The sequence below is a fragment of the Amycolatopsis sp. TRM77291 genome (assembly GCF_054166285.1).
On the sequence record NZ_JBSZHF010000001.1, the window covers coordinates 7,087,602 to 7,112,733 of the forward strand.

A 25,132-nucleotide genomic window follows, 5' to 3' on the forward strand; every position below is an offset into this window, starting at 1 on the left:
ACCAGGGAGGCGGGTGGGTCAGGAGACGGCGACCTTCCGCCGCAGCGCCGCCCGCGGCCGCCCGACGCCCTGCCACGACAGCCCGGCGTCCAGGATCCGTTGCGGCTCCAGGAGATTGCGTGTGTCGACGACCGAGTCGCCGTCCATCTGCTCGGCCATGTACGTCCAGTCGAGCCGTTTGAACTCGTCCCATTCCGTCAGCACGACGACGGCGTCGGCCGCCTTCGCGACCTGGTACGGGTCGTCGACCACGGTCATTCCGTCGATGTGGCCGCCGACGGCGGGGTCGTAGGCGGTCAGCTCCGCGCCGAGCGCACCCAGCACGGAAGCGACCGCGAGGGCGGGCGAGTCGCGCAGGTCGTTCGTCCCGGCCTTGAACGCCAGCCCGAGGATCCCGATCCGCGAACCGGCCAGCGTGCCGCCGACCGCGCCGGCGATCTTCGCGACGATCCGGTCCCGCTGCGCGATGTTCTCCTCGATCGCCGAGGTGAGCAGCGTGAAGTCGTACTGCACCGACTCGGCGACGCGGACCAGCGCGCTGGTGTCCTTCGGCAGGCACGAGCCGCCCCAGCCGGGGCCGGGTTTGAGGAACGAGCGGCCGATGCGCCGGTCGTAGCCCATACCCTCGGTGACCAGGTCGATATCCGCGCCGAGGCGTTCGCACAGTTCGGCGATCGAGTTCACATAGGACAGTTTCATCGCGAGGAAACAGTTCGCCGCGTACTTCACCAGTTCCGCGCTGGCCGCGTCGGCGACGACGACCGGCGCGGCGAGGTCGGCGTAGAGCTCGCCGACCCAGCGGGCGGCCGCGACGTCGTCCGAGCCGACGACGATCCGGTCGGGGCCGAGGAAGTCCTCCACCGCGGTGCCCTCACGCAGGAACTCGGGGTTCGACACCACCGGCACGTCCGTGCGGCCGAGCATCGCCTGGATGCGCTTCGACGTCCCAACCGGGACGGTCGATTTGGTGACCAGCGCACACCCCGGCGGGATGACGTCGCCGATCTCGGTGGTCACGGCCTCGACGGCCCGCAGGTCCGCCGAGCCGCCCGCGCCCATCGGCGTTGGCACACAAAGGAAAACGGCCTCCGCGTCCCGGACGGCGTCGCGCGCGCCCACCACGAATTCGAGTCTTCCGCTGGTCAGCCCCCTCGACACCAGCTCGGACAATCCCGGCTCCAGGATGTCCACCCGTCCGGCGGAAAGCCTTGCGACCTTCGCCTGGTCGACATCGACGCAAGTGACTCGATGTCCCAGGCCGGCCAAGCAGGCTCCCGTGGTCAATCCGACGTAACCCGTCCCCACCACCACGATCCGAGCAGCGCTCATGCTGCTGAAGGTGACAGCCGGAGTTGACCTCCAAACGAACGGAATGCTTCAGGCCCGAATACTCCTCACGACATGCTGCGCACCCGAGTGAGCCATCCCACCCGGGCCCGATGCGAACGAGCGTTAACCTATGAACGGTTGTCGACGAAAGGGAGAACATGCAGATCACCGATACCGCGGCGCTGGTCACGGGTGGCGCGTCCGGGCTCGGCGGCGCGACCGCGAAGGCGCTCGCCGCGAAGGGCGCGCGGGTCTTCGCGCTGGACCTCGCCGGTGCCATCGCGAACGCCGAGCAGATCGAGAACGTCACCTACGTCGAGGCCGATGTCACCGACCCGGAGCAGGTGCGGGCCGCGGTCGCGACCGCCGCCGAATCCGGGGTGCCGCTGCGGACCGTGGTGAACTGCGCCGGGATCGGGCCGTCCGCGCGGATCCTTTCGAAGAAGGGCCCGCACGACCTCGCCCTGTACGCGAAGGTCGTCCAGATCAACCTGATCGGTTCCTTCAACGTGCTGACGCTGGCCGCCGAGGCCATCGCCAAGACCGAGCCGCTGGCCGACAACGCGCGCGGCGTCATCATCAACACCGCGTCGGTCGCCGCCTTCGACGGCCAGATCGGGCAGGTCGCGTACTCGTCGTCCAAGGGCGGCATCGTCGGGATGACCCTGCCCGCCGCGCGCGACCTCGCGTCGCACGGCATCCGCGTGCTGACCATCGCGCCGGGCATCGTCGACACCCCGATGCTGGCGACGGTGAGCGAGGAGTTCCGCGCTTCGCTGGCCGAAGGCGTGCCGTTCCCGAAGCGGCTCGCGCGGCCGGACGAGTACGCGCAGCTCGCGCTGTCGCTGATCGACCACGACTACCTGAACGGCGAGGTCATCCGGATGGACGGCTCGCTGCGCATGGCTCCTCGCTGAGCCTCCCCCCTGAGACGAAAGGTCCTTTCCTTGCGAAATTCGCAAGGAAAGGACCTTTCATGGCACGTCAGGGACGGGTGAGCCGGACATCCAGGCCGATCCCGGCCGTGGTGACCTCGCACGTCCGGAACGCGGTTTCGGCGACCAGCCCGCTGAAATCGACAGGCGTGTAAGCACGCCGCCGCAGCTGGCCGAGCGTCTGCCGGGTCGCCAAAGCGGCCAGCTTGCCGAGCTTCATGCCCTCGACCTCACGCACGATGTCGCCATCGGTCGCGTCCCGGTTCATGTCCTGCACCACGGCCGTGCCACCCGGACGCAGCACCCGGTACATCTCGTCGAGCGACTTCACCGGCCACACGAAGTTCTTGAACGCGGCCTGACAGACGACGAAGTCGAACGTCTCGTCGTCGAACGGCATCGCCGCGACATCACCTTCGCGGAACGAGACCTCGACGCCTTGAGCCCGCGCGTACTCGCTCGCGATCTCGACGAACGTCGGCGCGACGTCCAGTCCGGTGACGGAGAAGCCGAGCCGCGCCAGCTCGACGGCGAAGTAGCCCGGGCCGAACGCGACCTCGAGGATCTTCGCGCCTTCCGGCAGGCCTGCCGTGAGTTCGCGGGCCTGCTTCCGCCAGAGTTCGATCTGCGGTCCGGTGCCGCGTTGCCGGGCGTAGTTCCGCGCCAGCGCGCCGCCCATCTCCGGGATGAGCTTGAACCGCTTCCTGTCCTTGATGTTCGACATGGTCACTCCAGGTTGGTTTCCCGGAGCCCGGTTATCCTCAAGATGCCGTCTCGTGGCCGGGTTCCGGTTGCGGGATCGTCGCCCCGGCGGGGTGCTGCAACACCTCGCCGGGGCTCTTTCGGCTAGCCGGTGCTCCCCCTTTCGGCCAACAGGGCCCGCCACTCGGCGAGGCCCGGCATCGAGCCGGAAGTCAGTTCTCCGAGGATCGAGCGGACCCATTCGGCTTCCGCCACTCGGATCGTCAGGTGGTATTCGAGCTCGAGCAGCACCAACCGTGGAATCTTCTCCATGAGCTGCGCCAGCTCGGCCCGGGTCGAGGCGATGTCCTCATCCAGCGCCGCCAGCCGGGTGCGGAAGAGGGCGATCACCTCGTCCGGCCCCAGCCAGCCCAGCACCGACAGCCCGGCGACGAACTTCGGCTCCTCTGGCGCCAGTTCGGCCAGCAGTTCACGCAGCCAGTCGAGCATTTCGTCACGGCCCGCGTCGGTGATCCGGTACACCGTGCGCTCGGGCCGGGCACCGTCGCGACCGCTCTCGACGGCCTCGATGAAACCGTGTTTCCGCAGGTTGGCGACGACCGTGTAGAACGAGCCCCATTTGATCCCCATGTCGCGGTCCTTGCCGCGGCTCTTCAGGATCGAGGCCATTTCGTACGGATGCATCGGCCGCTCGTTCAGCGTGGACAGGATCGCCAGCGCCAGGAGATTCCCGACCTTCCGCCGCTTCACAACGCCTCCTCGTGTACGAGTACTCGTCTACGAGTATGCGCAAGGACGCGAGTGATCGCAAGGTGCCCGGCTATCGGGTGATCAGAGGTCGTTCATGTACGGCACGGACGTCTGCGCGTGGTCGGTCATCCAGTTCCGCAGCGCGTACGTCGCGAGGACGTCGTCCTCGTTGTACCGCAGCAGGCGCTCCCGTTGGACGGCGTCCGGGATTCCGCCGTCCATGCCGACGGCGTCGCGGTACCACCTCATCGACGCCTCACCGCCGGCTTCCGGGTCGCGCCAGGCGAATCCGGCGACCGGCGCGATCACCTTGAGCCCCTTGCCCTGTGAGCAGAGGAACTGGTCGGTGACGCTGCGGAAGAGGTCGATCCACTCCTCGGAGTCCACAAAGGACGCGATCTCCGCCTTCTTCGGGATACCGGGGTACTCGCCGAACCGGTCGGCGGAGCCGAAGAGCCAGCGGTTCTCGGCGAGCGCGTTGTAGCAGTAGGCGCGGAAGGTCAGGCCCGCGGCGAGCGTGCGCTCGCGGACTTCGGTGAACCAGGCCCAGAACTCGGCGAACGACCGGGCCTCGTCGGCGGTCGGCAGCGGCTCCCACGTCGCGAACGCGCGATAGCCCTGCTCCATCCCGATGTCCGCACCCGTCAGCAGCGAACCCCACAGGTACGCGCCGGAATCGCCGAAGCTCTCCATGTCGACGTCGACCTCGACGTCGCCGCGCGGGACCTCGACGCGGTCGACCTTGCGCACCATCGTCAGGTCGGCGAGCCAGGCGCGCGCGAGGATGATCGCGTCGGCGAACGTGCCGCCGGTCCAGTTCATCGGCGGCGGTTCGTCGGCCGGATCGAGCGCGGCCAGCTTGTCCACTGTGGACACCCCGGCGCGGCGCAGCTCCATCGCGTCCTCGCCGCGGACGACCAGGCTGACATCGCGCGTTTCGGTGAGCACGACCTCGCACGTCGGCCACCACGGGCAACGACGGCATTCGAGGACGCGGGACGGCTCGGCGAGCGGCTCCTCGCCCTCGGCGGCGGCGGTCGCGATGGCGAGCCTGTCGGCGAAGCGGCTCTGATACTCCGTCAGCGCGCTCCGGCCGCCAGGCCACGTGGCCGCGGACAGGTCGTGCCAGACGACGACGTCCGCGTCGAGCCCGATGACGCCGCCGACGGCACGGTGACCTTCGTGCTTCCCGAGCGCTTCGAGCATCCGGTAGAGGTGCGCGAGCCGCATCTGGTCCCGCGGCTGCGAGCGGACCTTTCGCGCCGGGTCGGGCATGCGGTTCGCCGGGTCGAGGTCGGTCATCACCGTGGTCGGCGCGCCCGCGCCGCGGTCGGTGATGCGGTGCCGCACGACCAGCACCGGCACGTAGCCGTCGCCGGCGTGGACCAGGAGCTCGGAGCCGCCACGCCGGTGACCCGCGCGATCCACCGGGAGCAGCGCGCCCCAGATGTAGCGCGCTTCGGCGGCGAAGGCCTCTTCGGTGAGCTGCACGCGCTCGGCGGCAGGGAGGTCTCGGGGGATCTTGACCCAGGTCGCGTCGGGTCCTGTCGCGTCCATGAGGCGCTGCACGATCGTCTCGCGATGTGCTGAAGCGTCGGCGATCCGCTGCTGCGCGGCGGGGTCGGGCGGGGCGAGCGGCACCTCGCTCATCGCCGGATCGTGTTCCAGGTGCACGCGACGCCGGCAGCGGCTCACCGCTCCCGCGTCCAGTAGCACCTCGTTACTCACAGGCAACACTCTAGAAGGCGTCCGGCAAGCCGACATGCCCGCCACATCGGGGACCAGTAAGTTCGTCTGTGACACAGCGTGGGAGGTGCCATGGCGCGCAAGGCCAAAGCCGTCGAGGGCGAAGGCAGGTTTACCCCGAAGAAGGCGAAGAACGCCGTCGCGGTGGCCAAAGTGCTCGGACCGGCCGTACTGCCGGTGATCGCGCCGTACGCCGTTCGAGCGGCGGGTGCCGCGCGAGAGCTGTACGACCGTTATCAAGCGAAGAAGCTCGGCGTCGCCGTCGACCAGCTCGGCGAGTACAGCGGACGCGGTGCCGCGCTGCACGCGCGGATCGCGGGGCTGACGCAGGGGCTCGCGGAGCTGAAGAGGTCCGCGAAGGCGACCGACGCCGACGCGGCCTTCGCGAAGGACACCCAGGGAACGCTGGAGCAGCTTTCGGCGACCGTTCGCGCTTCGGAGCGGATGCCGGCGGCGCGGCGGAAGGCGGCGCACCGCGCCGTGGCCGGGGAGCTGGACCAGCTCGAAGGCAAGCTGCTGCACCGGCTGGGGATCTGACCTGCTCGTGAGTGGCTAGGACGGTTAGAGCCAAGGGTGTCTCAGGTACCTACTGGCTTCCGGCCGCAGTTTGATCCGGGGCCTTCACGGACAGCGCTGGCCTGGCACCCGTGCAAAGGCCACGGCAGTACATGAAGGTCCCCTTCCTGTACTCGGCGGGCGGGGTTCTGCCGGGTGCTGGGCTTGGCCGGACCCGGCACCGCCCTGGTGAGCATGTCGCGAAAGCCACTTTCGAGACGTCTGATGTCCCGAAAGTGGCTTTCGCGACACCGGCTCCGGAAGCCAGTAGGTATCTGAGACACCGTTGGCTAGAACCGTCCTAGCCACTCACGAGGCCTTACTTGATGAAGCCCTTTTTCTTCATCCACTCGTAGGCGACCTCGCCCTGGTCACGACCGTCGACGTCGACCTGCTTGCACAGCTCGATCATCTGCTCGTTGTCGATGGCCGCGGCGACGGCTTCGAGCGGTCCCCGCAGTTCCGGGTGCTGCTTCAGGAATTCCGTCCGCAGCGTCGGCACGGCGTTGTACTGCGGGAACGCCTTCTTGTCGTCTTCGAGGACGCGAAGGTTGAGCCCGGCGATCCGGCCGTCGGTCGTGAAGATCTCGCCGATCGGGCAGGTCCCGCTCGCCACGGCCGAGTAGATCGTGCCGATGCCGAAGTTCTTGATCACCGGATTCTGGAACCCGTACGCGCGCACGGCGGCGGGGAAACCGTCCTGGCGGCTGGTGAATTCGGTCTCCAGGCAGAACACGTTCTGGTCGGGCTTCCGCTTGAGAAACGCCGCCAGGTCCGACGTCGTCTTCAGGTTGTTCGCCGCGCCATAGGCCTCGGTGACCGCGAAGGCGTACTGGTCGTTCAGCGGTGAGTAGTTCAGCCAGGTGACGCCGAACTTCGCCTCGTCCGCCGCCTTCGTGGCTTCGTACTGGGCCTGTTCCCCGCCGGGGACGGGGAGTTCGTTGCCCTGGTAGTTGATCCAGCCGGTGCCGGTGTACTCCCACGTGACGTCGGTCTGGCCGGCGAGCAGCGCCTGCCGCGACGAGTTCGAGCCCTTGATGTCGGTCAGGTCGACGACGTCCGCGCCCGCCGCGGAAAGCGCCATCTCGGCCATGTAGCCCAGGATGATGTTCTCGGTGAAGTCCTTCGACCCCACCGTCACCTTGACGCCCTTGAGCGACTCGATGGGCCGGATCGAACCGGGTTCGATCTTGTACGGCAGCGCGGTGTTGACCTCGAGCCCGCACGCGGAAAGCGTGCCGCACAACAGGACCGCGCCGAACAGTGCTTTCAGACGTCGCATGTCAGCGCAGTCCCTTCGGTCCGAAGAACTGTTCCGCCACGGCGCCGAGCCAGTCCACCAGCAGCGCCAGCGCGACGGCGAGCACCGAGCCGGTGATCAGCACCTTCGTCAGGTTGAGCTTGTAGCCGGTGTCGATGAGCAGGCCGAAACCGCCGGCGTTCACGAACATGCCGAAGGTCGCCGTACCGACGGCCAGCACCAGCGACGTCCGCAGCCCCGCCAGGATCAGCGGGATGGCCAGCGGGAACTCGACCCGCCACAGCACGCCCGACGCCGACATGCCGATCCCGCGGCCGGCGTCGATCAGCGAGGGCTCGACCTGCTGCAGGCCGACCATCGTGTTCCGCAGCACCGGAAGCAGCGAGTAGAACGCCAGCGGCAGTGCCGCGACCCACAGCCCGCCGGTGGCACCGGTGACGATGAACCACAGCACCAGCACCCCGAGCGCGGGCGCGGCCTGGCCGATGTTCGCGACCGCCAGGAAGACCGGCGCCGCCCATTTCGCCCACGGCCGCGTGACGAGCACGCCGAGCGGTACCGCCACGGCGACCACGATCGCGGTGACCACGACGGTCATCGCCAGGTGGTCGCGCAGCGCGGCCAGCAGCCCGGCGGCGTTGAGGGTTTCCTTCTCCGTCGCGGTGAGATCACTGGTGAACACCCAGATCAGCACCCCGGCGACGATCAGCAGCACCGCGGCGGGCTGGGCGAACAGCCGGACCCGTTCGGCGCTTCTCGACGAGGACTCGGTGGAGAAACCGGTATCGACGGCGGCCGTCATGCGGTCACACCTTCCGCCGGGCTGTCGTCCGAGTGCTCCTCGCGCAACTGCTGGATCGTCGAGATGACCGTGTCGAGCTCGATCGTCCCGGCGTACTCGCCGCGCGCGCCGGTCACCGGGACGCTGCCGCCCTCGGCGAGCATGGCTTCGAGCGCGTCCTGCAGGGTCGACTGGAGACTGACGTAGTCGCGCAGCGGTTTGCCCGCGGTCGACAGCGACGTCGCCTTGGTCAGCTCGCGGACGTGCACCCACCGCATCGGACGGCGGCGCTGGTCGAGCACCAGCACGAAGTGCTTGCGCTGCTGGGTCAGCTTCTCGCGCACCGAGGACGGCGATTCGCTGACGGTCGCCGTCAGCGCGTCCTGCTTCAGCTCGACGTCGCGGACCCGCAGCAGCGTCAGCTGCTTCAGCGAGGCGCCGGCGCCGACGAAACCGGCGACGGTGTCGTCGGCCGGGTTCGCGAGGATGGCGTCCGGGGTGTCGTACTGGAGGATCTTCGACTGGTTGCCGAGCACCGCGATCTTGTCGCCGAGCTTCACGGCCTCGTCGAAGTCGTGGGTGACGAAGACGATCGTCTTCTTCAGCTCGGTCTGCAGCCGCAGCAGCTCGTCCTGCAGGTTGCCGCGGGTGATCGGGTCGACCGCGCCGAACGGCTCGTCCATCAGGAGTACCGGCGGGTCCGCCGCGAGCGCCCGCGCGACGCCGACGCGCTGCTGCTGTCCACCGGACAGCTGACGCGGGTACCGGTCGCGGAAATCGGCCGGGTCCAGCCCGACCAGGTCCATCATCTCCTCGACCCGGTCGTTGACCTTCTTCTTGTCCCAGCCGAGCAGCCCCGGCACCACCGCGATGTTCTGCGCGACGGTGAAATGCGGGAACAGCCCGGCCTGCTGGATCGCGTAGCCGATGCGGCGGCGCAGGGTGTCGACGTCGAGCTTCAGCGCGTCGTCGCCGCCGATGGTGATGCGGCCCGACGTCGGCTCGATCAGCCGGTTGATCATGCGCATGGTCGTGGTCTTGCCGCAGCCGGACGGGCCGACGAAGACCACGATCTTGCCCGCGGGCACCACCATCGAGAAGTCGTCGACGGCGGGCTCACGGGTGCCGGGGTAGCGCTTCGTGACGTTCTCCAGCTCGATTTCGACGCCGGATACGGTTTCAGGAGACTCAGCCACGGACACCCCTAGAGACGGTCAAACGGTTGATCAGGACGTAAACGGCGTCGAGGACCAGTGCGAGGACGACCACGCCGAGCGTCCCGGTCAATGCCTGGTTGAGGGAGTTCGTGCTCCCCGCGTTGGTGAGGCCGGAGAAGACCTCCGAGCCGAGGCCCGGGCCCTTCGCGTAGGCCGCGATGACCGCGATGCCCATGAGCATCTGCGTCGCGACCCGCATCCCGGCGAGGATCGCGGGCCAGGCGAGCCGCAGCTCCACCCTGGTCAGCACGCCGAACCGGCTCATGCCGATCCCGCGCGCCGCGTCGCTGACCGCTGGATCCACTCCGCTCAGCCCGACGATCGTATTCCGCACGATCGGCAGCAGCGCGTAGAGCACGAGCGCGATGACGGTGGTGTTCGCGCCGAGGCCGAACACCGGGATGAGCAGCCCCAGGAGGGCGAAGGAGGGGACGGTGAGGATCGTGCTCGCCAGCGCCGTGGCCACGGCCGACCCGATCGGGCTGCGGTAGACGGCGACGCCGATCACCACGCCGAGGACGGCGGCCAGGATCGTGCACTGCACGACCGCGCTGACATGGAGGAGCCCTTGGAGGGCGAGTCTGTCCCACCGATCCGAGATGTACTCGAAGAGATTCATCGCGTGCTGGTTCTCCCGCCGCCTCTGGGTGAGACTCCTCACCCATTCGGAGTAGCTGTATCGGGAGCCTGACTACCCAAAAGCCGCGCGGTCAAACCCCTGTTTACCGCCTTTTATCCCGCCAACCTGCCCGATCCGGCCTGATCGGGCAAACGCACACGCCGTCTTTCCGCCTGCTCACCAGCCGGGAGGACATCGACCACCCGGACGTGCGTCGAATACCCTTCACCCGTGAGTAAAGGCAGCCATCACCGAAGCGCGTTACGCGTTGTGCGTGGTGGTTTGCTCGGAGTGAGCTCCGCGGCGCTGGCCGTGACCGCTCATATGATCGGGGACGGCGATCTCCCCGATACGGCGATGACGTTGTTGCTCACCGTGCTGATCGGCTGGAACGCCGCCGCGCTCGCCGCGAAGGCCCGCGGTCCGATGGCCACCATCGTCGACCTCGGCGCCGGTCAGGTCGTGATGCACCTCGTGCTCAGCTCGCTGAGCACGCACGAACTCGTGCACGACGAGCCGGCCCCCGTTTCGGGCGGCCTCGCGATGACCGTCGCGCACGTCGTCGCCACGCTGATCACCGCGTTGCTGCTGGCCAAAGCCGACGGGCTGCTGCTCGGCGTCCTCGCCTGCCTGCGCGCGCTGGTCCCCTTCATCCTCAACGCGCTCCCGGTGCCCGCCGCGGTGGCGGCCCCGGTGCTCGCCCGTCCCGCCGGGCCGGGTCACCTCGTCGGCGTGGACCTCCGCCGGGTCCACGGCAGGCGCGGCCCGCCGCTGTTCTCCTGAACCCCAGCTCATCCCCCAACCGGCGAGGTCCTCGAACCCGCCGTCCCGTTCACGTTCAGGAGTTCTTCGTGTCCAAGCACGTCTTCAAGCGCGCCGGTTTCCTGGCCGCCACCGTCGGGATCACCGGCCTGCTCTCGGCCGGGATCGCCTCGGCCCACGTCACCGCCAATGTCTACGGCCCCCAGCCGTCGAAGGGCGGCTACGGCTCGATCTTCTTCCGCGTCCCCAACGAGGAGAAGGACGCCGGCACCACCAAGGTCGAGATCACCCTCAAGCCCGAGTACGCGCTCAGCTCCGTGCGCGCCAAGCCGCTTCCCGGCTGGAAGGCCGAGGTCGTCAAGTCCAAACTGCCCGCGCCGGTGACCACCGAATCCGGTACGCAGATCACCGAGGCCGTCACCAAGGTCTCCTGGACCGCCGAGCCCGGCAACAAGATCGCCGCCGGGTCCACCGAGTTCCAGGAGTTCCAGATCAGCGCGGGCAAGTTCCCGACCAACGTCGACACGATCGAGTTCCCGGCCACCCAGACCTACGAGAACGGCAAGGTCGTCGAGTGGAACCAGCCGACCCCGGCCTCCGGTGAGGAACCCGAGCACCCCGCGCCGACGGTGAAGCTCGCCGAGAAGAGCGCCGACGGCCACGGCGGCGGCCACGGCACCGACACGAAGGCGGCTTCCGAAGAAGCCCACGCGTCCTCGTCGTCCGACAACACCGCCCGCTGGCTCGGCGGCGCCGGACTGGTCGTCGGCGCGCTCGGCCTCGGCGTCGGCGCCGGTGCCACCCTGCGCGCCCGCCGCGCCACCGCCGCTTCCGGCACCAGCAACACCGAGGGAAAGTAAATGCGTAAAGCGATCATCGCGCTGGCGATCACCGGGGTGGCGTGGCTCGCCACCGCCACCCCGGCGCTGGCGCACAACGTCCTGATCTCCTCGGACCCGGCGAAGGGCGCTTCGATCGCCGCCGGGCCCGCGAAGATCACGCTCACGTTCGACCAGTACGTCCAGAACGCGAACGTCAACCAGATCGCGGTCATCGGACCGGGCGGCGGCCAGTGGGCCGAAGGCCAGGTCGAGGTCCGCGACAGCGTCGTGACCGTGCCGCTGCGGCCGCTCGGCCCGGCGGGCGAGTACAAGATCGGCTACCGGATCCTGTCCGCGGACGGGCACGCCGTGACCGGTGAGGTGCCGTTCACCCTCACCGCCGCGGGCACCGGGACCCCGGCGAGCGCCGACGCCGCGCGCAGCAACGCGGGCCAGGCCGAGACGGCCCCGGCGACCGGCGGCGAGGGCTCGTCCGGTGTGCCGATCTGGGTGTGGATCGCGGGCGCCGTCGTACTGCTCGCCGTCGGACTGACCGTCGCACTGCGCACCGGCGCGGGTGACAAGGAGAAGAGCGGCTCATGACCCAGACCGAGACCACCTCGCGAGCCCGCGTCGCCGTCCTGTTCTGCGTGGTGACGGCGGGAATCGTCGGCGCCCTGATCGGTGTCGCGCTGACGGCCACCGCCCCGGTCCCCGGGGTCGCGCAGGTCAGCGAGGTGGTCTCGGTCTCGATCCCGATCGTGCGGGTGCTGCTGGACATCTCGGCGGTCGCCACGATCGGGCTGGCGCTGCTTTCGGTGCTGGTCGGCTACGACCGGCCGAAGCTCTCCGAGCCGATCATGCGGATCGCCCGGCCCGCGGGCGTCGCGGCCGCGCTGGTCTGGGCGACCACCGCGCTCGTCGCGCTGATCCTGCAGACCGCCGAATACCGCCCGGGTTCCAGCACGCTGTCGATGTCGGACGTCGGCAGCTACATCGCCGACGTCGGCGCCGGGAAGGCACTGCTGATCGTCGCGGTGCTGGCCCTGCTGCACGCGGGGCTCGGCGTCCTCGCGCTGAAACACGGCGAGAAGGTGCCCGCCGAGGTCCGCGTCGGGCTGGGCTTGTTCGCGCTGCTGCCGCTGCCGGTCACCGGGCACGCGTCGAACTGGAACTACCACGACTACACGATGATCTCGATGGAACTGCACGTGATGAGCGCCGTCGCCTGGACCGGCGGGCTCGGCGCGATGGCGGTGCTGCTCGTCGGGAACCGGACGCTGCTGGCGCACGCGCTGCCGCGGTTCTCCAAACTGGCGACGCTGTGCCTGACCCTCGGCGCGGCGACCGGGCTGTTCAACGGGCTCATCGAGATCTCGCTCAACCCGTCGCTCGGTTTCTGGGAAGGGATCTTCACCACGCCGTACGGGCAGCTGGTGCTGCTGAAGCTGTTGTGCACCGGCGTGATCGCGGGCCTCGGCGCGTACACGCGCTGGAGGCTGATGCCGCGGATCATCCGGCACAACCGCACGGCGCTGGCCGCGTGGGCGACGCTGGAACTGACCGTGATGGGGCTCGCGTTCGGCTTCGCCGTCGTGCTCACGCGAGCCCCGGTCGTGCCGACGACCTAGTTCGACTGTCAGTTCGCCGCGGCCCCGTCCGCCCGTCCGTGAAGGCCCTGGCAGAACGTGTCGCGAAAGCCACTTTCGGGACATCAGACGTCGCGAAAGTGGCTTTCGCGACGCGTCCGGCTGGTGTCGCGCGAGTCGGGTGGGTCGTGAAGGCCTCCTTGCCTACCTTCAAGGTAGGGAAGGAGGCCTTCACGGACATCGACCCGGNGTCGCGAAAGCCACTTTCGGGACATCAGACGTCGCGAAAGTGGCTTTCGCGACACGTCACAGATTCGCCTTACTCCTAGTTCTCCACCGCGTACCGCAGGATCACGACGCCGTTCTCGAACGCGGTGGCCTCGATCGGCTTCAGGTCCCGCCGGTCCTCGAAGACGCGCGTCCCCTTGCCGCGGGTCACCGGGCAGACCATCATCCGAATCTCGTCGACGAGGCCCGCGTCCAGCAGCGACCGCATGAGGGTCAAGCTGCCCCAGAGCCAGATGTCCTTGCCGTCCTGTTCCTTGAGCTCGCGGACGGTGGCGGCCGGGTCGCGCGTCACGGTCGCGGCGGGGAAACCGCCCCAAGGGGCGTCCTCCAGTTTGGACGACGCGACGAACTTGGTGAGGTTGTTGAGCTTCTCGCCGTATTCGCCCTGCTCTTCGGCGTGGGGCCAGTAGTCCTTGGTCATGGCGTAGGTGTTCGCGCCAAGGATCATCGTGTCGACCGAATCGATGAGCCCCATCACGCTCGCCTTGAACGCCGGCTCGGTCTTGTCGGAGAAGGGTTCCCCCGACACGAAGCTCAAGCCGCCGTCCTCCTCCGCGGCGATGTTGTCGACGGTGACCCACTGCTGAACTACGAGCTTGCGCATGTCCGTCCCTCCGGTTCGAGCGGCCACTCCGGCCGCGATCGCCCCTGGGACGAAGCCGCCGCGCCCGTCTCGACATCGTGGCGCGACTTTTCTTCCGGAGCTGTTACACACCTTGCTCCATCCGGCCGCATTTGCCCGGTTTCGCTGTCCTCATCGGACCTTCGCCGGAATGCTCTACGCGTTCGCTGGGGTTAACCCGAAGAGGGGAAGGTAGATGGGCGGCCCGTTGCCGGGTGAAAGTGAAGTCAGCACGCCACAGGTACCGCGCCAGCGATCGGCGGTGAAGCTCACCAGGCAGGTGAGTTCGGGCCCGCGTCAGCTCCCGCCCGCCCCCGCGCATTTCACCAACCGCACGGCCGAGCTCGCGCTGCTCGAAAAGCTCCTGTCCCAGGACGGCACCGACGGACCGGCGGTGCACCTGATCAGCGGTCAGGGCGGGATCGGGAAGACGGCGCTGGCCACCGCGTGGGCCCGGCACCTCGGCGACCGGTTCCCGGCCGGGCACCTCTGGGCGGATCTCGGCGGCTTCAGCACCAACGGCCCGCTCTCCGCGAGCGAAGCGCTCGGCCGGTTCCTCCGGGCTTTGGGGGTTCCGCCGGAAGGGCTGCCCGCGGACGTCGAGGAGCTCACCGCCCTCTACCGCACGACGACCGCCGAGCGACCGTTGCTCGTGCTGCTCGACAACGCCGGTTCGACCGAACAGGTGCTTCCGCTGCTGCCCACCGGCGGCGAAAGCCTCGTGATCGTGACGTCGAGGCGCCGGCTGGGCAGGCTCCAGACCGAACATCGCGCCCGGCTGGTCGAGCTGGCCCCCTTCGGCTCCGCGCACAGCGCTGAACTGCTGGGACGCGCTGTCGGCGAGGAACGGGTCGGCGCCGAAGCCGCCCAGGCGCGGGCCATCGCCGAGCTGTGCGGCGGCCTGCCGATCGCCCTCACCACGGTCAGCGCCAAGCTCGCGGGGCGGCCGAAGATGTCGCTGGAGAAGATCGCCACCGAGCTGGGGAAGGAATATCGTCGACTGGCCACGCTCTCGACGAAAGAAGCGCAATCGGTGGAAGCCAGCTTCAACCTCTCCTACGACGAACTCCCCTCGGACGCGGCCGCGCTGTACGCGGCGCTCGGCCTGCATCCCGGCCCCGACTTCGGCGTCGGCGTGGCCGCCGCGTCGATCGCCGTCCGCGAGGAGGTCGCCGAAGACCTGCTGGACCAGCTTGTCGACGTCGGCCTGCTGATCGACCGCGGCGACGACCGGTACACCTTCCACGACCTCGCGCGGCTGCACGCCAAGGAGAAGACGGCGGGCAACTCCTACGACCGCGACATCGCGATGCGCCGCATGCTCGAGTGGTACCTCTTCACGGCGTCGAAGACCACCGTCATGACGGTCCCCGACCAGGACCCGATCCCGTACCGGTACGAATACCGGCCGCCGACGCCGGTGTCGTTCGAGTCCCCCGAAGCAGAACTCGCCTGGCTCGAACGGGAACGCGAGAACCTGATCGCCGCCGTCGAGACCGCCGAAACGTGGCAGCTGCCGGAACTCGGCTGGCAGCTCGCCGCCGCGATGTGGCCGCTCTTCCTGCTGCGCAAGCACTATCCGGACTTCCTGAAGGTGAGCCAGGCCGGCGTGCGGTGCGCGCGGGCGTGGGGCAACGCCTCCGCCGAGGCCCTGATGCACAACCGCAGTGGCGCCGCCTGCCGTGGCAGCGGCCGGTACGACGAGGCCGTCGCGCATTACGAGGCCGGCCGCGAAGCCGCGCGGAAGGCCGGGGACGAGGTCGTCGAAATCCGGTCGGTGGAAGGGCTCGGCCTGGTCGCGCTGGCGCAGGGCAGGCTCGAAGACGCGGTGAAGTGGTTCACCGAGGATCACCGGCTGAGCGAACGCCAGTCCCGCACGCACGACGTCGGGCTCGCGCTGATCAACCTCGGCTCGACCCAGCTCAAGGCCGGGCGGCCGGAGCCGGCGATCGAGCACCTCACCCGCGCCCGCGAGGTACTGGCCGCCGATCCGTACAACGTGGCCCGCGCCCGGACCGACCTCGGCCGTGCCCTCACCGCGGCCGGGGAGCTCGCGGCCGCGCGGACCGAACTCGAAGCGTCGCTCGCCACCATGGAGGCCAGCGGGTCGCGGTTCGAGGTCGCCAGGGCGCTGTCCGCCTTCGGCGAGATCGCCGAGGCGGAGGGGAACACCGACGAGGCCAGGCGGTTCTACGACCGGGCGTTGCCCATCCTCGTCGGCCTCGGCCGCCCGGAGGCTGACGCTCTGCGCACGCGACTGGAACAGCTCTGACCCGGCTGCACCGATCGGTACCCGGCCACCGGGTGAACTCGCCGAGTCGAATGACGCAGCGTAGTTGCAAGTTGCACATTCGGGGGAGCATTGGGCCGGGAGAAGTGATTAGCCCGGGCGAATTCGTCACCGATTGATCGGCGAATTCGGACAAGCGACGAACGGTCATTCGTCGTCGGCGAATGCACGTGCAGATACCTTTCCCGGGTGAGTCACCGATACCGGTTCCAGCGCGCGCCGGTCCGCCCGTTCCGAAGATCGTTCAACCGTTTCCGCAGTTCATCCCGCACGCTGGGATGACTACGGAGAATCGGGAGAACACTCGTCGTGAGCTTCAGTTCACGGATGGCACGCAGTACCGAGAACCCGGACCAGGTGGTCACGTCGAATCCGTATCGCCGTGCGAACGCGCGATAGCGGGCGGGTGGATCACCGAACCGTTCCCGGCCGACGGCGAGCGGCGTCAGATCCCATTCCGGCGGCCCGACACAGGAGGAATCGAAATCGCACAGCACCGGCCCGTCCGGTCCCGGGATCACATTCCCGGTGTGCGCGTCCCCGTGGACGAGGCCGCGGGGCAGGGGGAAGTCGAGGTTCGCGAGCTCGGCTTCGAGCTCGGCACAGCGTTCGAGCAGGAACCGCCGGTCGCCGTCGGCCAGCTCCTCCGCGTCCGAAACGCGGGCGCGGACCGCGGCGAACGGCGCCCATTCGGCGAGCCCTTCCGGCGGTTCGAGCGCGTGGACCCGCCGCAGCAGCTCGGCGAGGTCGGCGGCCTTCGCCTTCCGGCCGGTCCCCGGCACCTTCCACCAGACCGTCACGAGATGCTCGCCGACCGGCAGCGGCTGGTCGAGGCCGGAAACGAGGCGGATGGCGGGCACGTCGTGCCGTTCGAAGTGCCGCGCGACCCGCACGACCGTGCCGACGCGATGCCGCAGCCGGGTGGAACCGACGATCCGGACGACGAACGGTGCGCTCGCCAGCTCGTAGACGGCGTTGTTGGTGAACCTCAGCAGGCGGGCGCCTTCGGGGTCCACGCCCAGCAGATCGCACGTCCGCCCGAGAGCGTCGCGCAGGATGGCGGGCGTGAACCGGCCCGGGCCGATCGGCTCAGGCTGCGTAGAAGGAGTTGAGGCGGTCGGCGAGGTCACGGGCGTCGGCGTTGTTCCGGCGGCGTTCCGCCTCGACCTGCAACGGCCGCATCCGGTCCTTCACCCGCTCCGACTTGATGCCCTCGGCGCAGTCGATGGCCTTCGAGCCCACCTTCGCGCCGTGGTCGAGATCGCCTTCGAGCAGGTGGTTCGTGGCCAGGGCGCTGAGCATGAACGTCTTGCTGCGGGCCATGTCGTCGGTGTAGGACTCGACGGCCTTGGTGAGCGCCGGAATGGCGTACTTGGTGTGCTCGGCGTTCTTCTCGGCGAGCACGGTGTGGACCGTGCCGATCATGGCGTAGACGTCGGTCTCGGTGAAGAACTTGACCCAGGATTCGGCCTCGGCCAGATCGGCGCGGGCGAACTCGTCCTTGCTCCGGCCGAGCAGCTTCGTGGCCTGCTCCTCGTTGCCCATCATCGCGTAGGCCCAGGCCTCGTTGGCACAGAGCACGGCGACCGCCAGCTCGGAGCCCGATTCCTGGGCGGCGATCTGGCCGAGCTGGAACAGTTTCAGCGCGTCGTTGGGGGCGTCGTTGTGCAGGTAGACCCGGCCCATCCGGTACAGCACGTTGGCCACCAGCGGGTGGCTGTCGCCCTGTTTGGCCAGGTCCAGCGCGTTCGCGAAATGGCCGCGGGCGGAATCCATGAGGCCGGTGTCGAAGGAGGTCCAGCCCGCCAGGCTGTGGAGGTCGGCGAGCGCGACGTACAGCCTGCTCTTGACCATCTCGGTGCCGTTGGACTCGAGCATCTGCTGTCCCCAGGACAGCTGGGCGACCACGGCGTCGCGGCAGAAACCGCCGCCGTACTGGTAGTCGAGGGACCGGAGCGCTCTGGTCGCGGCTTCCACCTGGCGGACGTCGGTCATGCCGATCCGCCCGGGGGCGGGCGTCTTCGCGGGCCCCGCCGACCACGTACCCGATTCCGGACCGAACACCGCCGCGCCCATCGTGACCTGGGCGGCGTGCGCGAGGAACCTCCGTCGCTTCACGGACTCGTCCTCCTCCGCCTGCTGGCCGTCGGCAGCGCCGACGACCTTTATCGCTGTCGCCTCGTCATAGGCGAGACCCATGTATCCCCGGGGGACACCAAGGCCGTCAGCGATGCGGGTGAGCACGTCGTACGCCATCACCTGGCGACCCTTGAGGATCTCGGACACCTCGGACTGCGACTGGCCGGTCATCGCGGCGATCTGGCGCTGCGAAACACCGTGCTTGCGCAACAGCCGGTACACCGACGAGATCTCCCGTGTGGCCAGTGCGGCTCGCATCTCCGGCTGCTCCCAGGCATCCGGTGGCACGGGGTGACTCTGGCGACCCGAACCGCTTGCAGCGTCCGAGCCGGCGACAGCGCCGCCACCGATACTGGCGTCCATTGCGCCCCCTCACAGTTCCGTTGGGGTCGAGAAACAGCGTAGGCACACCTATTCAACCGTGCGAAACACCGGATCGCCCGTCGTGATCGGCCCGGCAGAAGTCGTTTGACCGCTTACCGTGAAACCCCGTCCGGTCACCGCTATGACGGCGGTTCGACCTTCTATCGCACTCGGTTTCACATCACTGTAGTTGTCAGATCTCCGTGACCGACCGGCCACCGGCAGCGATCACAGAGAGCTACCAAGTCTCCGGACCCCCTAAGGGTGCGGACACGCGGATACGAAGACGACGTGGAACGAGAGAGCGGAGAAGAGCCAGTGGAGTTCGTGGACTCGATCGCAACAGGCTCCATCACCGCGGGACGGCCCGGTATGGCCACGCGCCACCTGCGTGCGGCCGGCCCCGCCGGTCAGCAGACGGTCGCCGTCGCCCCCGGCCGTCCGGTCTCCCCTTCCGCCCCGGTCGACCCTCGTACCGCGAGTGTGCGCCGTTACGAAGGCGGACAGCTGGTCTGGCGCGTGCAGTGCGGCGATCTCATCAGCCGCGAACGCGCCGTCACCGTGTTCGTCGAAGACAACCAGGTGGTTCTCGTCTCGCCGCCGGGAGAGACCGCGCGCCTGACGTCCGGCCAGCTCGGCCAGCTCAGGGCAGCGCTCAACGAAGCCGCCAAGATGGCGGAAAGGTAACGGTGAGTTCTCCGTGGATCAGGTCCTAGGGCAAGTCCTCCGCAACGCGGTTTGGGAACGCCTCGACATGCTCTCCGATCTCGCGAACCGGGCGGATGCCCAGTCGCTCGTCTCGGTCGCCCGTTCGGAGCTCCCCCGCCTGACCGAAGGCTGGCGTGCGATGCTCCTGGCGCACGAGCCCGACGAGCGCGGGGACTGCCCCACCTGCTCGACCCGGTGGCACAAGTGCAAGGCCCCCTGCTCGGTATGGCAGGTCGCGCACGAGCACCTGGTCGCCGGCGGTCTCGCGCCCCAGCAGACCGCGGCCTCCCAGGACCACCGGCGCGAAGCCCGCCGCCGCGTCCCCGGGCAGAGCCGGGTGAGCGCGGCCGAAACCACCGGCAGGCACGCGCTGGTCAACCCGCGTCGTCCCGCCATCACGGCTTGAAAGACCGGCGAGTGAACGGCGGTCCGAGCGCCCCCTCGGCAACCACGCCACGATCTCGCCTTCGCCGGCGGCGGTTCGCGCGTACCCCCGAACGTGACGAGCCGCTCTCGGTAATCACTCCGGTCCCCACCGCGATTAATCGAAAATTATCGGCAGAACACCTAGCGAAGGCAGTAATCGGTCGCTAGGTTGATGATCACAAACGCAGCGCGATACCTGCCCGGAGCGCGCTGCCATCCCCCGAACCCCGCGGGCCGGTGCCGTTGCACTCCCCTCCCCCGACCGGCACCGGTCCGCGGTCTCCAAAGGCTCAGCCGACGCCTTTCACCCGCATGACCAGCACCGCGGCGATGACGGTGGACAGCGCCGAAGCCGCGAAGAGGCTCGGATATCCGCCCAGGTAGGCCAAAATCGGCGCGGTCAGCATCGGCGCCACCACCTGCGGCAGCGAGTTCGCGATGTTGATGACCCCGAGGTCCTTCGCCCGGTCCTGCGCGGCGGGCAGCACCTGGGTGAGCATCGCCAGCGCGACGGCCATGTACGCGCCGAAACCGACGCCCAGCAACGGCGACGCCGCGAGCGCGGCCGTCCAGTTCTGCCAGACGACGAGCAGCGACGCCGCGATCGCCATCACCGCCGCCGCCGCGAGGACGTACGGCTTGCGGCGTCCCGATTTGTCGGAGAAATGCCCGGCGACGAGCGCGCCGACGACGAGCGCGGCGCCGTACAGCCCCATCATGATCAGCAGGCCGGTGTCCGGATCTTCGTGGTGCACCGCGTCCTTCAGGAAGAACAGCAGATAGAGCGTCCCGAAGGCGTTGCCGAGGCCGATCATGAAGTGACAGCCCCACGCCCAGGCGAAGTCCGGATGCCTGCGCGGGGAGATCCACAGGTTCGCGAGCACGTCCCGGGTCCGGGCGGACGGCCGGTACGCGACCGGCAGCCGCGCGTCCGGCGTGCGCAGGACGAACGCCGCCGCGCCTGCCAGCACGATGGCCGCGCACGCCGCGTATCCCAGCGGGAGACCGGCGAGGTCGAGCAGCACCACGACCACCACCGCGCCGAGCACGGTCCCGAGCATCTGGGCGATGCCGACCAGCCCGCCGACCTGCGCGCGCTGGGGCACGGGCACGCGGTCCGCGATGGCCGAGACCAGCATCGCGAGCATTCCGTTCAGTCCCGCCTGGACGAGGCACCAGCCGAGCACCATGATCGCGACGTTCGGCGCGAACGCGAGGACGAGCAGTCCGGCCGCGGCGACCGCCGCCCCGGCCGCCGTCCACGGATGACGGCGGCCGCGGGCGGAACAGGTGCGGTCCGACAGCAGGCCGACGGCCGGGTTGGCGATCAGCGCGACGACCGCGCCGATCCCAGTGACCAGGCTGAACACGGCCTCCTTGTTGGCGGCGTCCAGTAGTTCGGCCTGTTTCGGCAGGAGGACCTGGATGGGCGCGTAGACCCCGAGCCAGAGCGCGATGTTCGCGAAGAACAGCAGGCTCATCCAGCCAGGGCGGACCCTGGCGACCGGTTCGGCGAGCGCCTCGGGCAACTCCCGGACCTCACTCATGACGGATCCGGTCCCGGTACCAGCCGAAGGAATCCTTCGGCGTGCGCTTCAGCGTCTCGTAGTCGATGTGCACCAGGCCGAAGCGCGGCTGGTAGCCCTTCGACCATTCGAAGTTGTCCATCAGCGACCAGACGAAGTACCCGCGGATGTCGACGCCGGCGTCCATCGCCTCGCGCACCGCGACGAGGTGGCTGTCGAGGAAGTCGATGCGCTCCTGGTCGTGGACGTGCCCGTCTTCGGCGACGGCGTCGTCGAAACTGCACCCGTTTTCGGTGATGTAGACCGGCGGGAGGTGTTCGCGATAGCGCTCGTGGAAACCGACGAGCAGCTCGCGCAGCCCGTGGGGGACGATCGGCGAATCGTTGGTGGTCATGGGATATCCCTCGATCGCGCGAAGCTCGAAGGGAAGCGGATTGCCTTCGCCGGGCGCGGCGACGCCCTGCGGCTCGTAGTAGTTCACCCCGTAGAAGTCGAGTGGCTGCGCGATGGTGGGCAGATCGTCGGCGAAGCCCGCGGGCAGATGCTCGACGACTTGTTCGGGATATCGGCCGAGCAGCACCGGATCCGCGTAGGTGCGATTGATGAGGGCGTCGATCCATTCGCCCGCGGTCTTGTCCTCCGGCGAATCGGAGGCGGGCCAGATCGGGGAATGGTTGTTGGCCGTGCCGACGCTGCGGGCGCCGGTGGCACGGAGGGCCTGGACGGCGAGACCGTGCGCGAGATTCTGGTAGTGCGCGGTGGGCAAGGCGTCGAGCAGGAGCGTTTTGCCGGGCGCGTATTCGCCGATCGCGTAGCCGAAGATCGACATGACCATGGGCTCGTTGAGCGGGATCCACATTTTCACCCGATCGGAGAACCGTTCGCCCAGGATGGCGGCGTACTCCGCGAAGCGTTCGGCGGTATCACGGGAAAGCCAGCCGCCCTTGTCTTCGAGCGCCTGCGGGAGGTCCCAGTGGAACAGCGTCCCGGCCGGCGCGATACCGGCGGCGCAGACTTCGTCGAGCAATTCGTCATAGAAGGCAAGGCCTTCGGCGTTGGGCTTTCCTTCGCCGTCGGGCTGGATCCTGGGCCAGGCGAAGGACATCCGGTAGGCGCCGACGCCGAGTTCGGCCATCAGCGCGATGTCCTCGGAGTAGCGGTGGAAGTGATCGGCCGCTACCTTGGCGTGCTCAGCCCGCGCGATCTTTCCCTCCGTTTCGGTGAAAGTGTCCCAAATGGACTGTCCTCGGCCGCCTTCCCCGGTCGCCCCCTCGATCTGGAAGGCGGAGGTCGAAACACCCCACAGGAATTCGGACGGGAAGGTCGGATTCTCCACCGGCGGCACACCTTTCCTCTTCAGACTCGGCCGAACATGAAAAGTTCTCAGATACTATGCCTTCACTCGACCGGGGGGAACCCTGTCGGCACGATAAAGTCGCAGATCAGCGAAGGAGGAGCCCGAGTGTCCGACATCCAGGCCGCGAAACCGCAAGCGGAGACGACTCCGCTCCGGCGGCAGCCCGTTCAGCAGCGCAGCGCCAAGCGGGTGGAGCAGATGCTCGACGCCAGCGCCCAGCTGATCGACGAACTCGGTTACGACGCGTTGACGACCACGCTGATCGCCAAGCGCGCCGGTGTGGCCGTCGGTTCGCTGTACCAGTTCTTTCCCGACAAGCGGGCCGTGGTGCAGGCGCTGACGCAGCGGAACCTCGAACGGTTCGTCGCCTCGGTGTCGGAGACGCTGAACGAACTCGCGCCCGAACACTGGTGGGACGTCGTGGACTCGATCCTCGACATCTACCTCGCGATGCACCGCGAGGTCCCCGGTTTCTCGAAGGTCCACTTCGGTGACGTCGTGGACCGGCAGCTCCTCGACGAGACGCGCGACAACAACGCGGTCATCGTCGACGCACTCACCGACGTGCTCGCCGCGCGGATCCAGTCGCCGCCGGACGACATCCGGTTCGCGCTGACGATCGCGAACGAAACCGCGGACGCGCTGCTGAAGCTGGCCTTCCGGCGGGACCCGCGAGGGGACGAGCGGATCGTGGCGGAGGCGAAGTCCGTGGTGAAGGGGTATTTGGCGAGCAAGTTCGGGGAGGCCTGACGGGGTTTTCGCTCGCTGGGGCCTCTTGGGGCTCTCGCCGCGCTCTCACTGGCGCTCGCTGGGGCTCTTGCCGGGACTCGCCGAGGTTCCCAATGTCGCATTCGAGTCGCCGAGCGCCCCTGATGCGACATTGGGGACGCTCAGCTCGGCCCACCTGGGTACCGCTCACCTTCAGTCCACTGTGGACTCCCGGCACGCTGTCCGGACGTCGCGAAGGGCACCTTTGAGACGCTCAACGTCCCGAAGGTGCCCTTCGCGTCACCGGTGGATCCCCCTTGCTCCATTCGTGTCCACCGATGCCCGAACCCGACGCCCCACCAGTCACACAACCCCCAACAGCCACGCCTCCACCCNCGCGGGGATTAGCCGAAGTTTTGCGATTCGCCTCGGTAGGTGGGGACGGTTCGGTCTACGCGGTCGCCGACGACGACGTGGTAGTGCGTGAAGCGTTCGGCGAGTTCGCCCGCCTTCGCGTGGCGCAGCCAGACGCGGTCGCCCAGACGCAGGTGCCGGGCGGCTTCGCCGGAGACGGGGGTCTGGACTTCGCCGGCGCCCTCGAATCCGAGCAGCGAGAGTCCTTCGGGCAGGTAGGGCGTCGGGAGTCGCGAAGACTCGGCGGGGCCCGAAGCGATGTAGCCACCGGAGAAGAGCGTCGCGACCTTCGGTGCCGGGCGCCGGACGACGGGCAGCGCGAACATCGCGGCCGGGCGCGGCGAGAAGTGCGCGTAGCCGTCGAAGAGCGTCGGCCCGATCAGGCCCGAGCCTGCCGCGATCTCGGTGACCGCCGCTTCGGCGCCGGTCGATTCGACGCTGCCGCTGCCACCGCCGTTGACGAACTCCAGATCCGCCAGGGCCCGCACCGCGCGGACCGCGGCCGCGCGGCGTTTCGCGATTTCCACAATGGACTTCCGCTGCATCCAGCCGACGAGCGAGTTCTTGACGCCGCCGCCTGCCGCATCGCCGAGCCCGGCGATCTGACCTTCGTACGCCATCATCCCGACGAGCCGGAAACCCTTGCGGGACAAGATGGTCCGCGCCAGATCCGCGGCCTGGCGCGGACTGAACACCGGAGAGCGCCGGGTGCCGACGTGCACCCCTGGCAGCGGCCGCCAGGAAGCGTCGAGCTCCAGGCAGACCCGGATTTCGGGATGGCCCTGCCCCAGCGCCGCGTCGACCAGGTCGAGGTGTTCGGGCGAGTCGACCATGATCGAGATCGCCGCCCGCGCCCGGTCGTTCGCCGCCAGCCGCCGCAGCGCGCCGTGGTCGGCGGTCGGGTACGCGACCACGATGTCCTCGGAAGTCCCCTGCTCGACATGCCAGACGGCTTCGGCGAGCGAGTAGCACATGAGGCCCTCGAAGCCGGGCCGCGCGAGCACCCGTTCGAGCAGATACCGGCAGCGGACGGACTTGCTGACGACGCGGATCGGTTTCCCGGCAGCCCGCCGCAGCAGGTCGGCGCCGTTCGCGTCGAACGCATCCAAGTCGACAACCGCGAACGGAGGATCCAGGTCCTTCGTCGCCAAGTCGTACACCGTCGCACTGGTCACCCGAACTAAGGTACGACAGAAGGGCTTGAAACGCGAATACTATTCACTT

At 68.7% G+C, this 25,132-nt stretch carries 24 protein-coding genes; 10 read left to right on the forward strand and 14 right to left on the reverse strand.

What is annotated here, in order from left to right; all coding sequences use genetic code 11:
• Positions 1–18 precede the first annotated feature (18 nt).
• Complete coding sequence (locus ACXIZN_RS33030) at positions 19–1,329, reverse strand: UDP-glucose dehydrogenase family protein (RefSeq protein ID WP_457958918.1); 1,311 nt, start codon at positions 1,327–1,329, stop codon at positions 19–21.
• Positions 1,330–1,487: 158 nt separating this feature from the next.
• Between ACXIZN_RS33030 and ACXIZN_RS33035 the strand changes: the two genes are divergently transcribed.
• Positions 1,488–2,246 carry an SDR family NAD(P)-dependent oxidoreductase gene (locus tag ACXIZN_RS33035; RefSeq protein ID WP_126732550.1) on the forward strand — a complete coding sequence of 253 codons (759 nt, stop codon included), beginning with the start codon at positions 1,488–1,490 and terminating at the stop codon, positions 2,244–2,246.
• 67 nt (positions 2,247–2,313) lie between these two features.
• Here ACXIZN_RS33035 and ACXIZN_RS33040 read toward each other — a convergent pair whose 3' ends face one another.
• The 3 genes from ACXIZN_RS33040 to ACXIZN_RS33050 form a co-directional block, all read right to left on the reverse strand.
• A complete protein-coding gene (locus ACXIZN_RS33040) occupies positions 2,314–2,988 on the reverse strand; it encodes a class I SAM-dependent methyltransferase (protein WP_457958919.1) in 675 nt (224 codons plus the stop codon).
• A gap of 122 nt (positions 2,989–3,110) precedes the next feature.
• Positions 3,111–3,716, reverse strand: coding sequence for a PadR family transcriptional regulator (locus tag ACXIZN_RS33045; RefSeq protein ID WP_457958920.1), 606 nt, complete (start codon positions 3,714–3,716; stop codon positions 3,111–3,113).
• A gap of 81 nt (positions 3,717–3,797) precedes the next feature.
• Entirely contained in the window at positions 3,798–5,444 is a 1,647-nt protein-coding gene (locus ACXIZN_RS33050; protein WP_457958921.1) for a TM0106 family RecB-like putative nuclease, read from the reverse strand.
• A gap of 90 nt (positions 5,445–5,534) precedes the next feature.
• Between ACXIZN_RS33050 and ACXIZN_RS33055 the strand changes: the two genes are divergently transcribed.
• A complete protein-coding gene (locus tag ACXIZN_RS33055) occupies positions 5,535–5,999 on the forward strand; it encodes a DUF6474 family protein (protein WP_125679227.1) in 465 nt (154 codons plus the stop codon).
• 337 nt (positions 6,000–6,336) lie between these two features.
• On the opposite strand, the gene ACXIZN_RS33060 is transcribed toward ACXIZN_RS33055, so the two are convergent.
• Genes ACXIZN_RS33060 through ACXIZN_RS33075 form a run of 4 tightly spaced genes read right to left on the reverse strand, consistent with a single transcriptional unit; the run spans position 6,337 to position 9,895 of the window.
• Positions 6,337–7,299 (reverse strand): glycine betaine ABC transporter substrate-binding protein, encoded by a 963-nt coding sequence (locus ACXIZN_RS33060; protein WP_457958922.1) that lies wholly within the window; start codon positions 7,297–7,299, stop codon positions 6,337–6,339.
• A gap of 1 nt (position 7,300) precedes the next feature.
• The gene (locus tag ACXIZN_RS33065; protein WP_457958923.1) at positions 7,301–8,080 is read right to left on the reverse strand and encodes an ABC transporter permease; all 780 of its coding nucleotides are present in this window, start codon (positions 8,078–8,080) and stop codon (positions 7,301–7,303) included.
• Positions 8,077–9,261 carry an ABC transporter ATP-binding protein gene (locus ACXIZN_RS33070; protein ID WP_457958924.1) on the reverse strand — a complete coding sequence of 395 codons (1,185 nt, stop codon included), beginning with the start codon at positions 9,259–9,261 and terminating at the stop codon, positions 8,077–8,079. The genes ACXIZN_RS33065 and ACXIZN_RS33070 overlap by 4 nt, the downstream gene beginning before the upstream one ends.
• On the reverse strand, positions 9,248–9,895 hold the full coding sequence (locus ACXIZN_RS33075) for an ABC transporter permease (protein WP_007030477.1): 648 nt from the start codon (positions 9,893–9,895) through the stop codon (positions 9,248–9,250). The genes ACXIZN_RS33070 and ACXIZN_RS33075 overlap by 14 nt, the downstream gene beginning before the upstream one ends.
• A gap of 291 nt (positions 9,896–10,186) precedes the next feature.
• On the opposite strand from ACXIZN_RS33075, the gene ACXIZN_RS33080 reads away from it, so the two are divergent.
• The 4 genes from ACXIZN_RS33080 to ACXIZN_RS33095 all read left to right on the forward strand — a co-directional run bounded on the left by ACXIZN_RS33080 (position 10,187) and on the right by ACXIZN_RS33095 (position 13,109).
• Positions 10,187–10,678, forward strand: a complete 492-nt coding sequence (locus ACXIZN_RS33080) for a hypothetical protein (protein WP_257483603.1) — start codon at positions 10,187–10,189, stop codon at positions 10,676–10,678.
• A gap of 68 nt (positions 10,679–10,746) precedes the next feature.
• Positions 10,747–11,517, forward strand: coding sequence for a YcnI family copper-binding membrane protein (locus ACXIZN_RS33085; protein WP_457958925.1), 771 nt, complete (start codon positions 10,747–10,749; stop codon positions 11,515–11,517).
• On the forward strand, positions 11,518–12,081 hold the full coding sequence (locus ACXIZN_RS33090) for a copper resistance CopC family protein (RefSeq protein ID WP_457958926.1): 564 nt from the start codon (positions 11,518–11,520) through the stop codon (positions 12,079–12,081). It begins immediately after the preceding gene.
• Positions 12,078–13,109 carry a copper resistance D family protein gene (locus ACXIZN_RS33095; RefSeq protein ID WP_457958927.1) on the forward strand — a complete coding sequence of 344 codons (1,032 nt, stop codon included), beginning with the start codon at positions 12,078–12,080 and terminating at the stop codon, positions 13,107–13,109. The genes ACXIZN_RS33090 and ACXIZN_RS33095 overlap by 4 nt, the downstream gene beginning before the upstream one ends.
• Before the next feature lie 283 nt (positions 13,110–13,392).
• Here the strand turns inward: ACXIZN_RS33095 and ACXIZN_RS33100 are convergent, their stop codons facing one another.
• Entirely contained in the window at positions 13,393–13,959 is a 567-nt protein-coding gene (locus ACXIZN_RS33100; RefSeq protein WP_457958928.1) for a dihydrofolate reductase family protein, read from the reverse strand.
• Positions 13,960–14,239: 280 nt separating this feature from the next.
• On the opposite strand from ACXIZN_RS33100, the gene ACXIZN_RS33105 reads away from it, so the two are divergent.
• Positions 14,240–16,249 (forward strand): tetratricopeptide repeat protein, encoded by a 2,010-nt coding sequence (locus ACXIZN_RS33105; protein ID WP_457958929.1) that lies wholly within the window; start codon positions 14,240–14,242, stop codon positions 16,247–16,249.
• A gap of 212 nt (positions 16,250–16,461) precedes the next feature.
• On the opposite strand, the gene ACXIZN_RS33110 is transcribed toward ACXIZN_RS33105, so the two are convergent.
• Positions 16,462–17,397, reverse strand: coding sequence for a phosphotransferase (locus ACXIZN_RS33110; protein WP_457958930.1), 936 nt, complete (start codon positions 17,395–17,397; stop codon positions 16,462–16,464).
• Positions 17,357–18,664: a helix-turn-helix domain-containing protein gene (locus ACXIZN_RS33115; protein WP_167373625.1), complete on the reverse strand. Its 1,308-nt coding sequence runs from the start codon at positions 18,662–18,664 to the stop codon at positions 17,357–17,359. Before ACXIZN_RS33115 ends, ACXIZN_RS33110 begins: the two co-directional genes overlap by 41 nt.
• A gap of 423 nt (positions 18,665–19,087) precedes the next feature.
• Here ACXIZN_RS33115 and ACXIZN_RS33120 point away from each other — a divergent pair, with 423 nt between their 5' ends.
• A complete protein-coding gene (locus ACXIZN_RS33120) occupies positions 19,088–19,456 on the forward strand; it encodes a hypothetical protein (RefSeq protein WP_457960663.1) in 369 nt (122 codons plus the stop codon).
• Positions 19,457–19,469: 13 nt separating this feature from the next.
• Positions 19,470–19,883 carry a hypothetical protein gene (locus tag ACXIZN_RS33125; protein WP_457958931.1) on the forward strand — a complete coding sequence of 138 codons (414 nt, stop codon included), beginning with the start codon at positions 19,470–19,472 and terminating at the stop codon, positions 19,881–19,883.
• 310 nt (positions 19,884–20,193) lie between these two features.
• Here the strand turns inward: ACXIZN_RS33125 and ACXIZN_RS33130 are convergent, their stop codons facing one another.
• Entirely contained in the window at positions 20,194–21,450 is a 1,257-nt protein-coding gene (locus ACXIZN_RS33130) for an MFS transporter (RefSeq protein WP_457958932.1), read from the reverse strand.
• Entirely contained in the window at positions 21,443–22,765 is a 1,323-nt protein-coding gene (locus tag ACXIZN_RS33135) for a GH1 family beta-glucosidase (RefSeq protein WP_457958933.1), read from the reverse strand. Before ACXIZN_RS33135 ends, ACXIZN_RS33130 begins: the two co-directional genes overlap by 8 nt.
• 126 nt (positions 22,766–22,891) lie before the next feature.
• Between ACXIZN_RS33135 and ACXIZN_RS33140 the strand changes: the two genes are divergently transcribed.
• Positions 22,892–23,536 (forward strand): TetR/AcrR family transcriptional regulator, encoded by a 645-nt coding sequence (locus ACXIZN_RS33140; protein WP_063276750.1) that lies wholly within the window; start codon positions 22,892–22,894, stop codon positions 23,534–23,536.
• Between the two features lie 362 nt (positions 23,537–23,898).
• Here ACXIZN_RS33140 and ACXIZN_RS33145 read toward each other — a convergent pair whose 3' ends face one another.
• On the reverse strand, positions 23,899–25,083 hold the full coding sequence (locus ACXIZN_RS33145) for an amino acid deaminase/aldolase (protein ID WP_219146737.1): 1,185 nt from the start codon (positions 25,081–25,083) through the stop codon (positions 23,899–23,901).
• Positions 25,084–25,132 lie beyond the last annotated feature (49 nt).

Bases quoted from the DNA above. Each gene is read 5' to 3' on its own strand.
- ACXIZN_RS33030 (WP_457958918.1), bottom strand. From the start codon at position 1,329: ATGAGCGCTGCTCGGATCGTGGTGGTGGGGACGGGTTACGTCGGATTG.
- ACXIZN_RS33035 (WP_126732550.1), top strand. From the start codon at position 1,488: ATGCAGATCACCGATACCGCGGCGCTGGTCACGGGTGGCGCGTCCGGG.
- ACXIZN_RS33040 (WP_457958919.1), bottom strand. From the start codon at position 2,988: ATGTCGAACATCAAGGACAGGAAGCGGTTCAAGCTCATCCCGGAGATG.
- ACXIZN_RS33055 (WP_125679227.1), top strand. From the start codon at position 5,535: ATGGCGCGCAAGGCCAAAGCCGTCGAGGGCGAAGGCAGGTTTACCCCG.
- ACXIZN_RS33060 (WP_457958922.1), bottom strand. From the start codon at position 7,299: ATGCGACGTCTGAAAGCACTGTTCGGCGCGGTCCTGTTGTGCGGCACG.
- ACXIZN_RS33065 (WP_457958923.1), bottom strand. From the start codon at position 8,080: ATGACGGCCGCCGTCGATACCGGTTTCTCCACCGAGTCCTCGTCGAGA.
- ACXIZN_RS33075 (WP_007030477.1), bottom strand. From the start codon at position 9,895: ATGAATCTCTTCGAGTACATCTCGGATCGGTGGGACAGACTCGCCCTC.
- ACXIZN_RS33090 (WP_457958926.1), top strand. From the start codon at position 11,518: ATGCGTAAAGCGATCATCGCGCTGGCGATCACCGGGGTGGCGTGGCTC.
- ACXIZN_RS33095 (WP_457958927.1), top strand. From the start codon at position 12,078: ATGACCCAGACCGAGACCACCTCGCGAGCCCGCGTCGCCGTCCTGTTC.
- ACXIZN_RS33100 (WP_457958928.1), bottom strand. From the start codon at position 13,959: ATGCGCAAGCTCGTAGTTCAGCAGTGGGTCACCGTCGACAACATCGCC.
- ACXIZN_RS33115 (WP_167373625.1), bottom strand. From the start codon at position 18,664: ATGCGAGCCGCACTGGCCACACGGGAGATCTCGTCGGTGTACCGGCTG.
- ACXIZN_RS33130 (WP_457958932.1), bottom strand. From the start codon at position 21,450: ATGAGTGAGGTCCGGGAGTTGCCCGAGGCGCTCGCCGAACCGGTCGCC.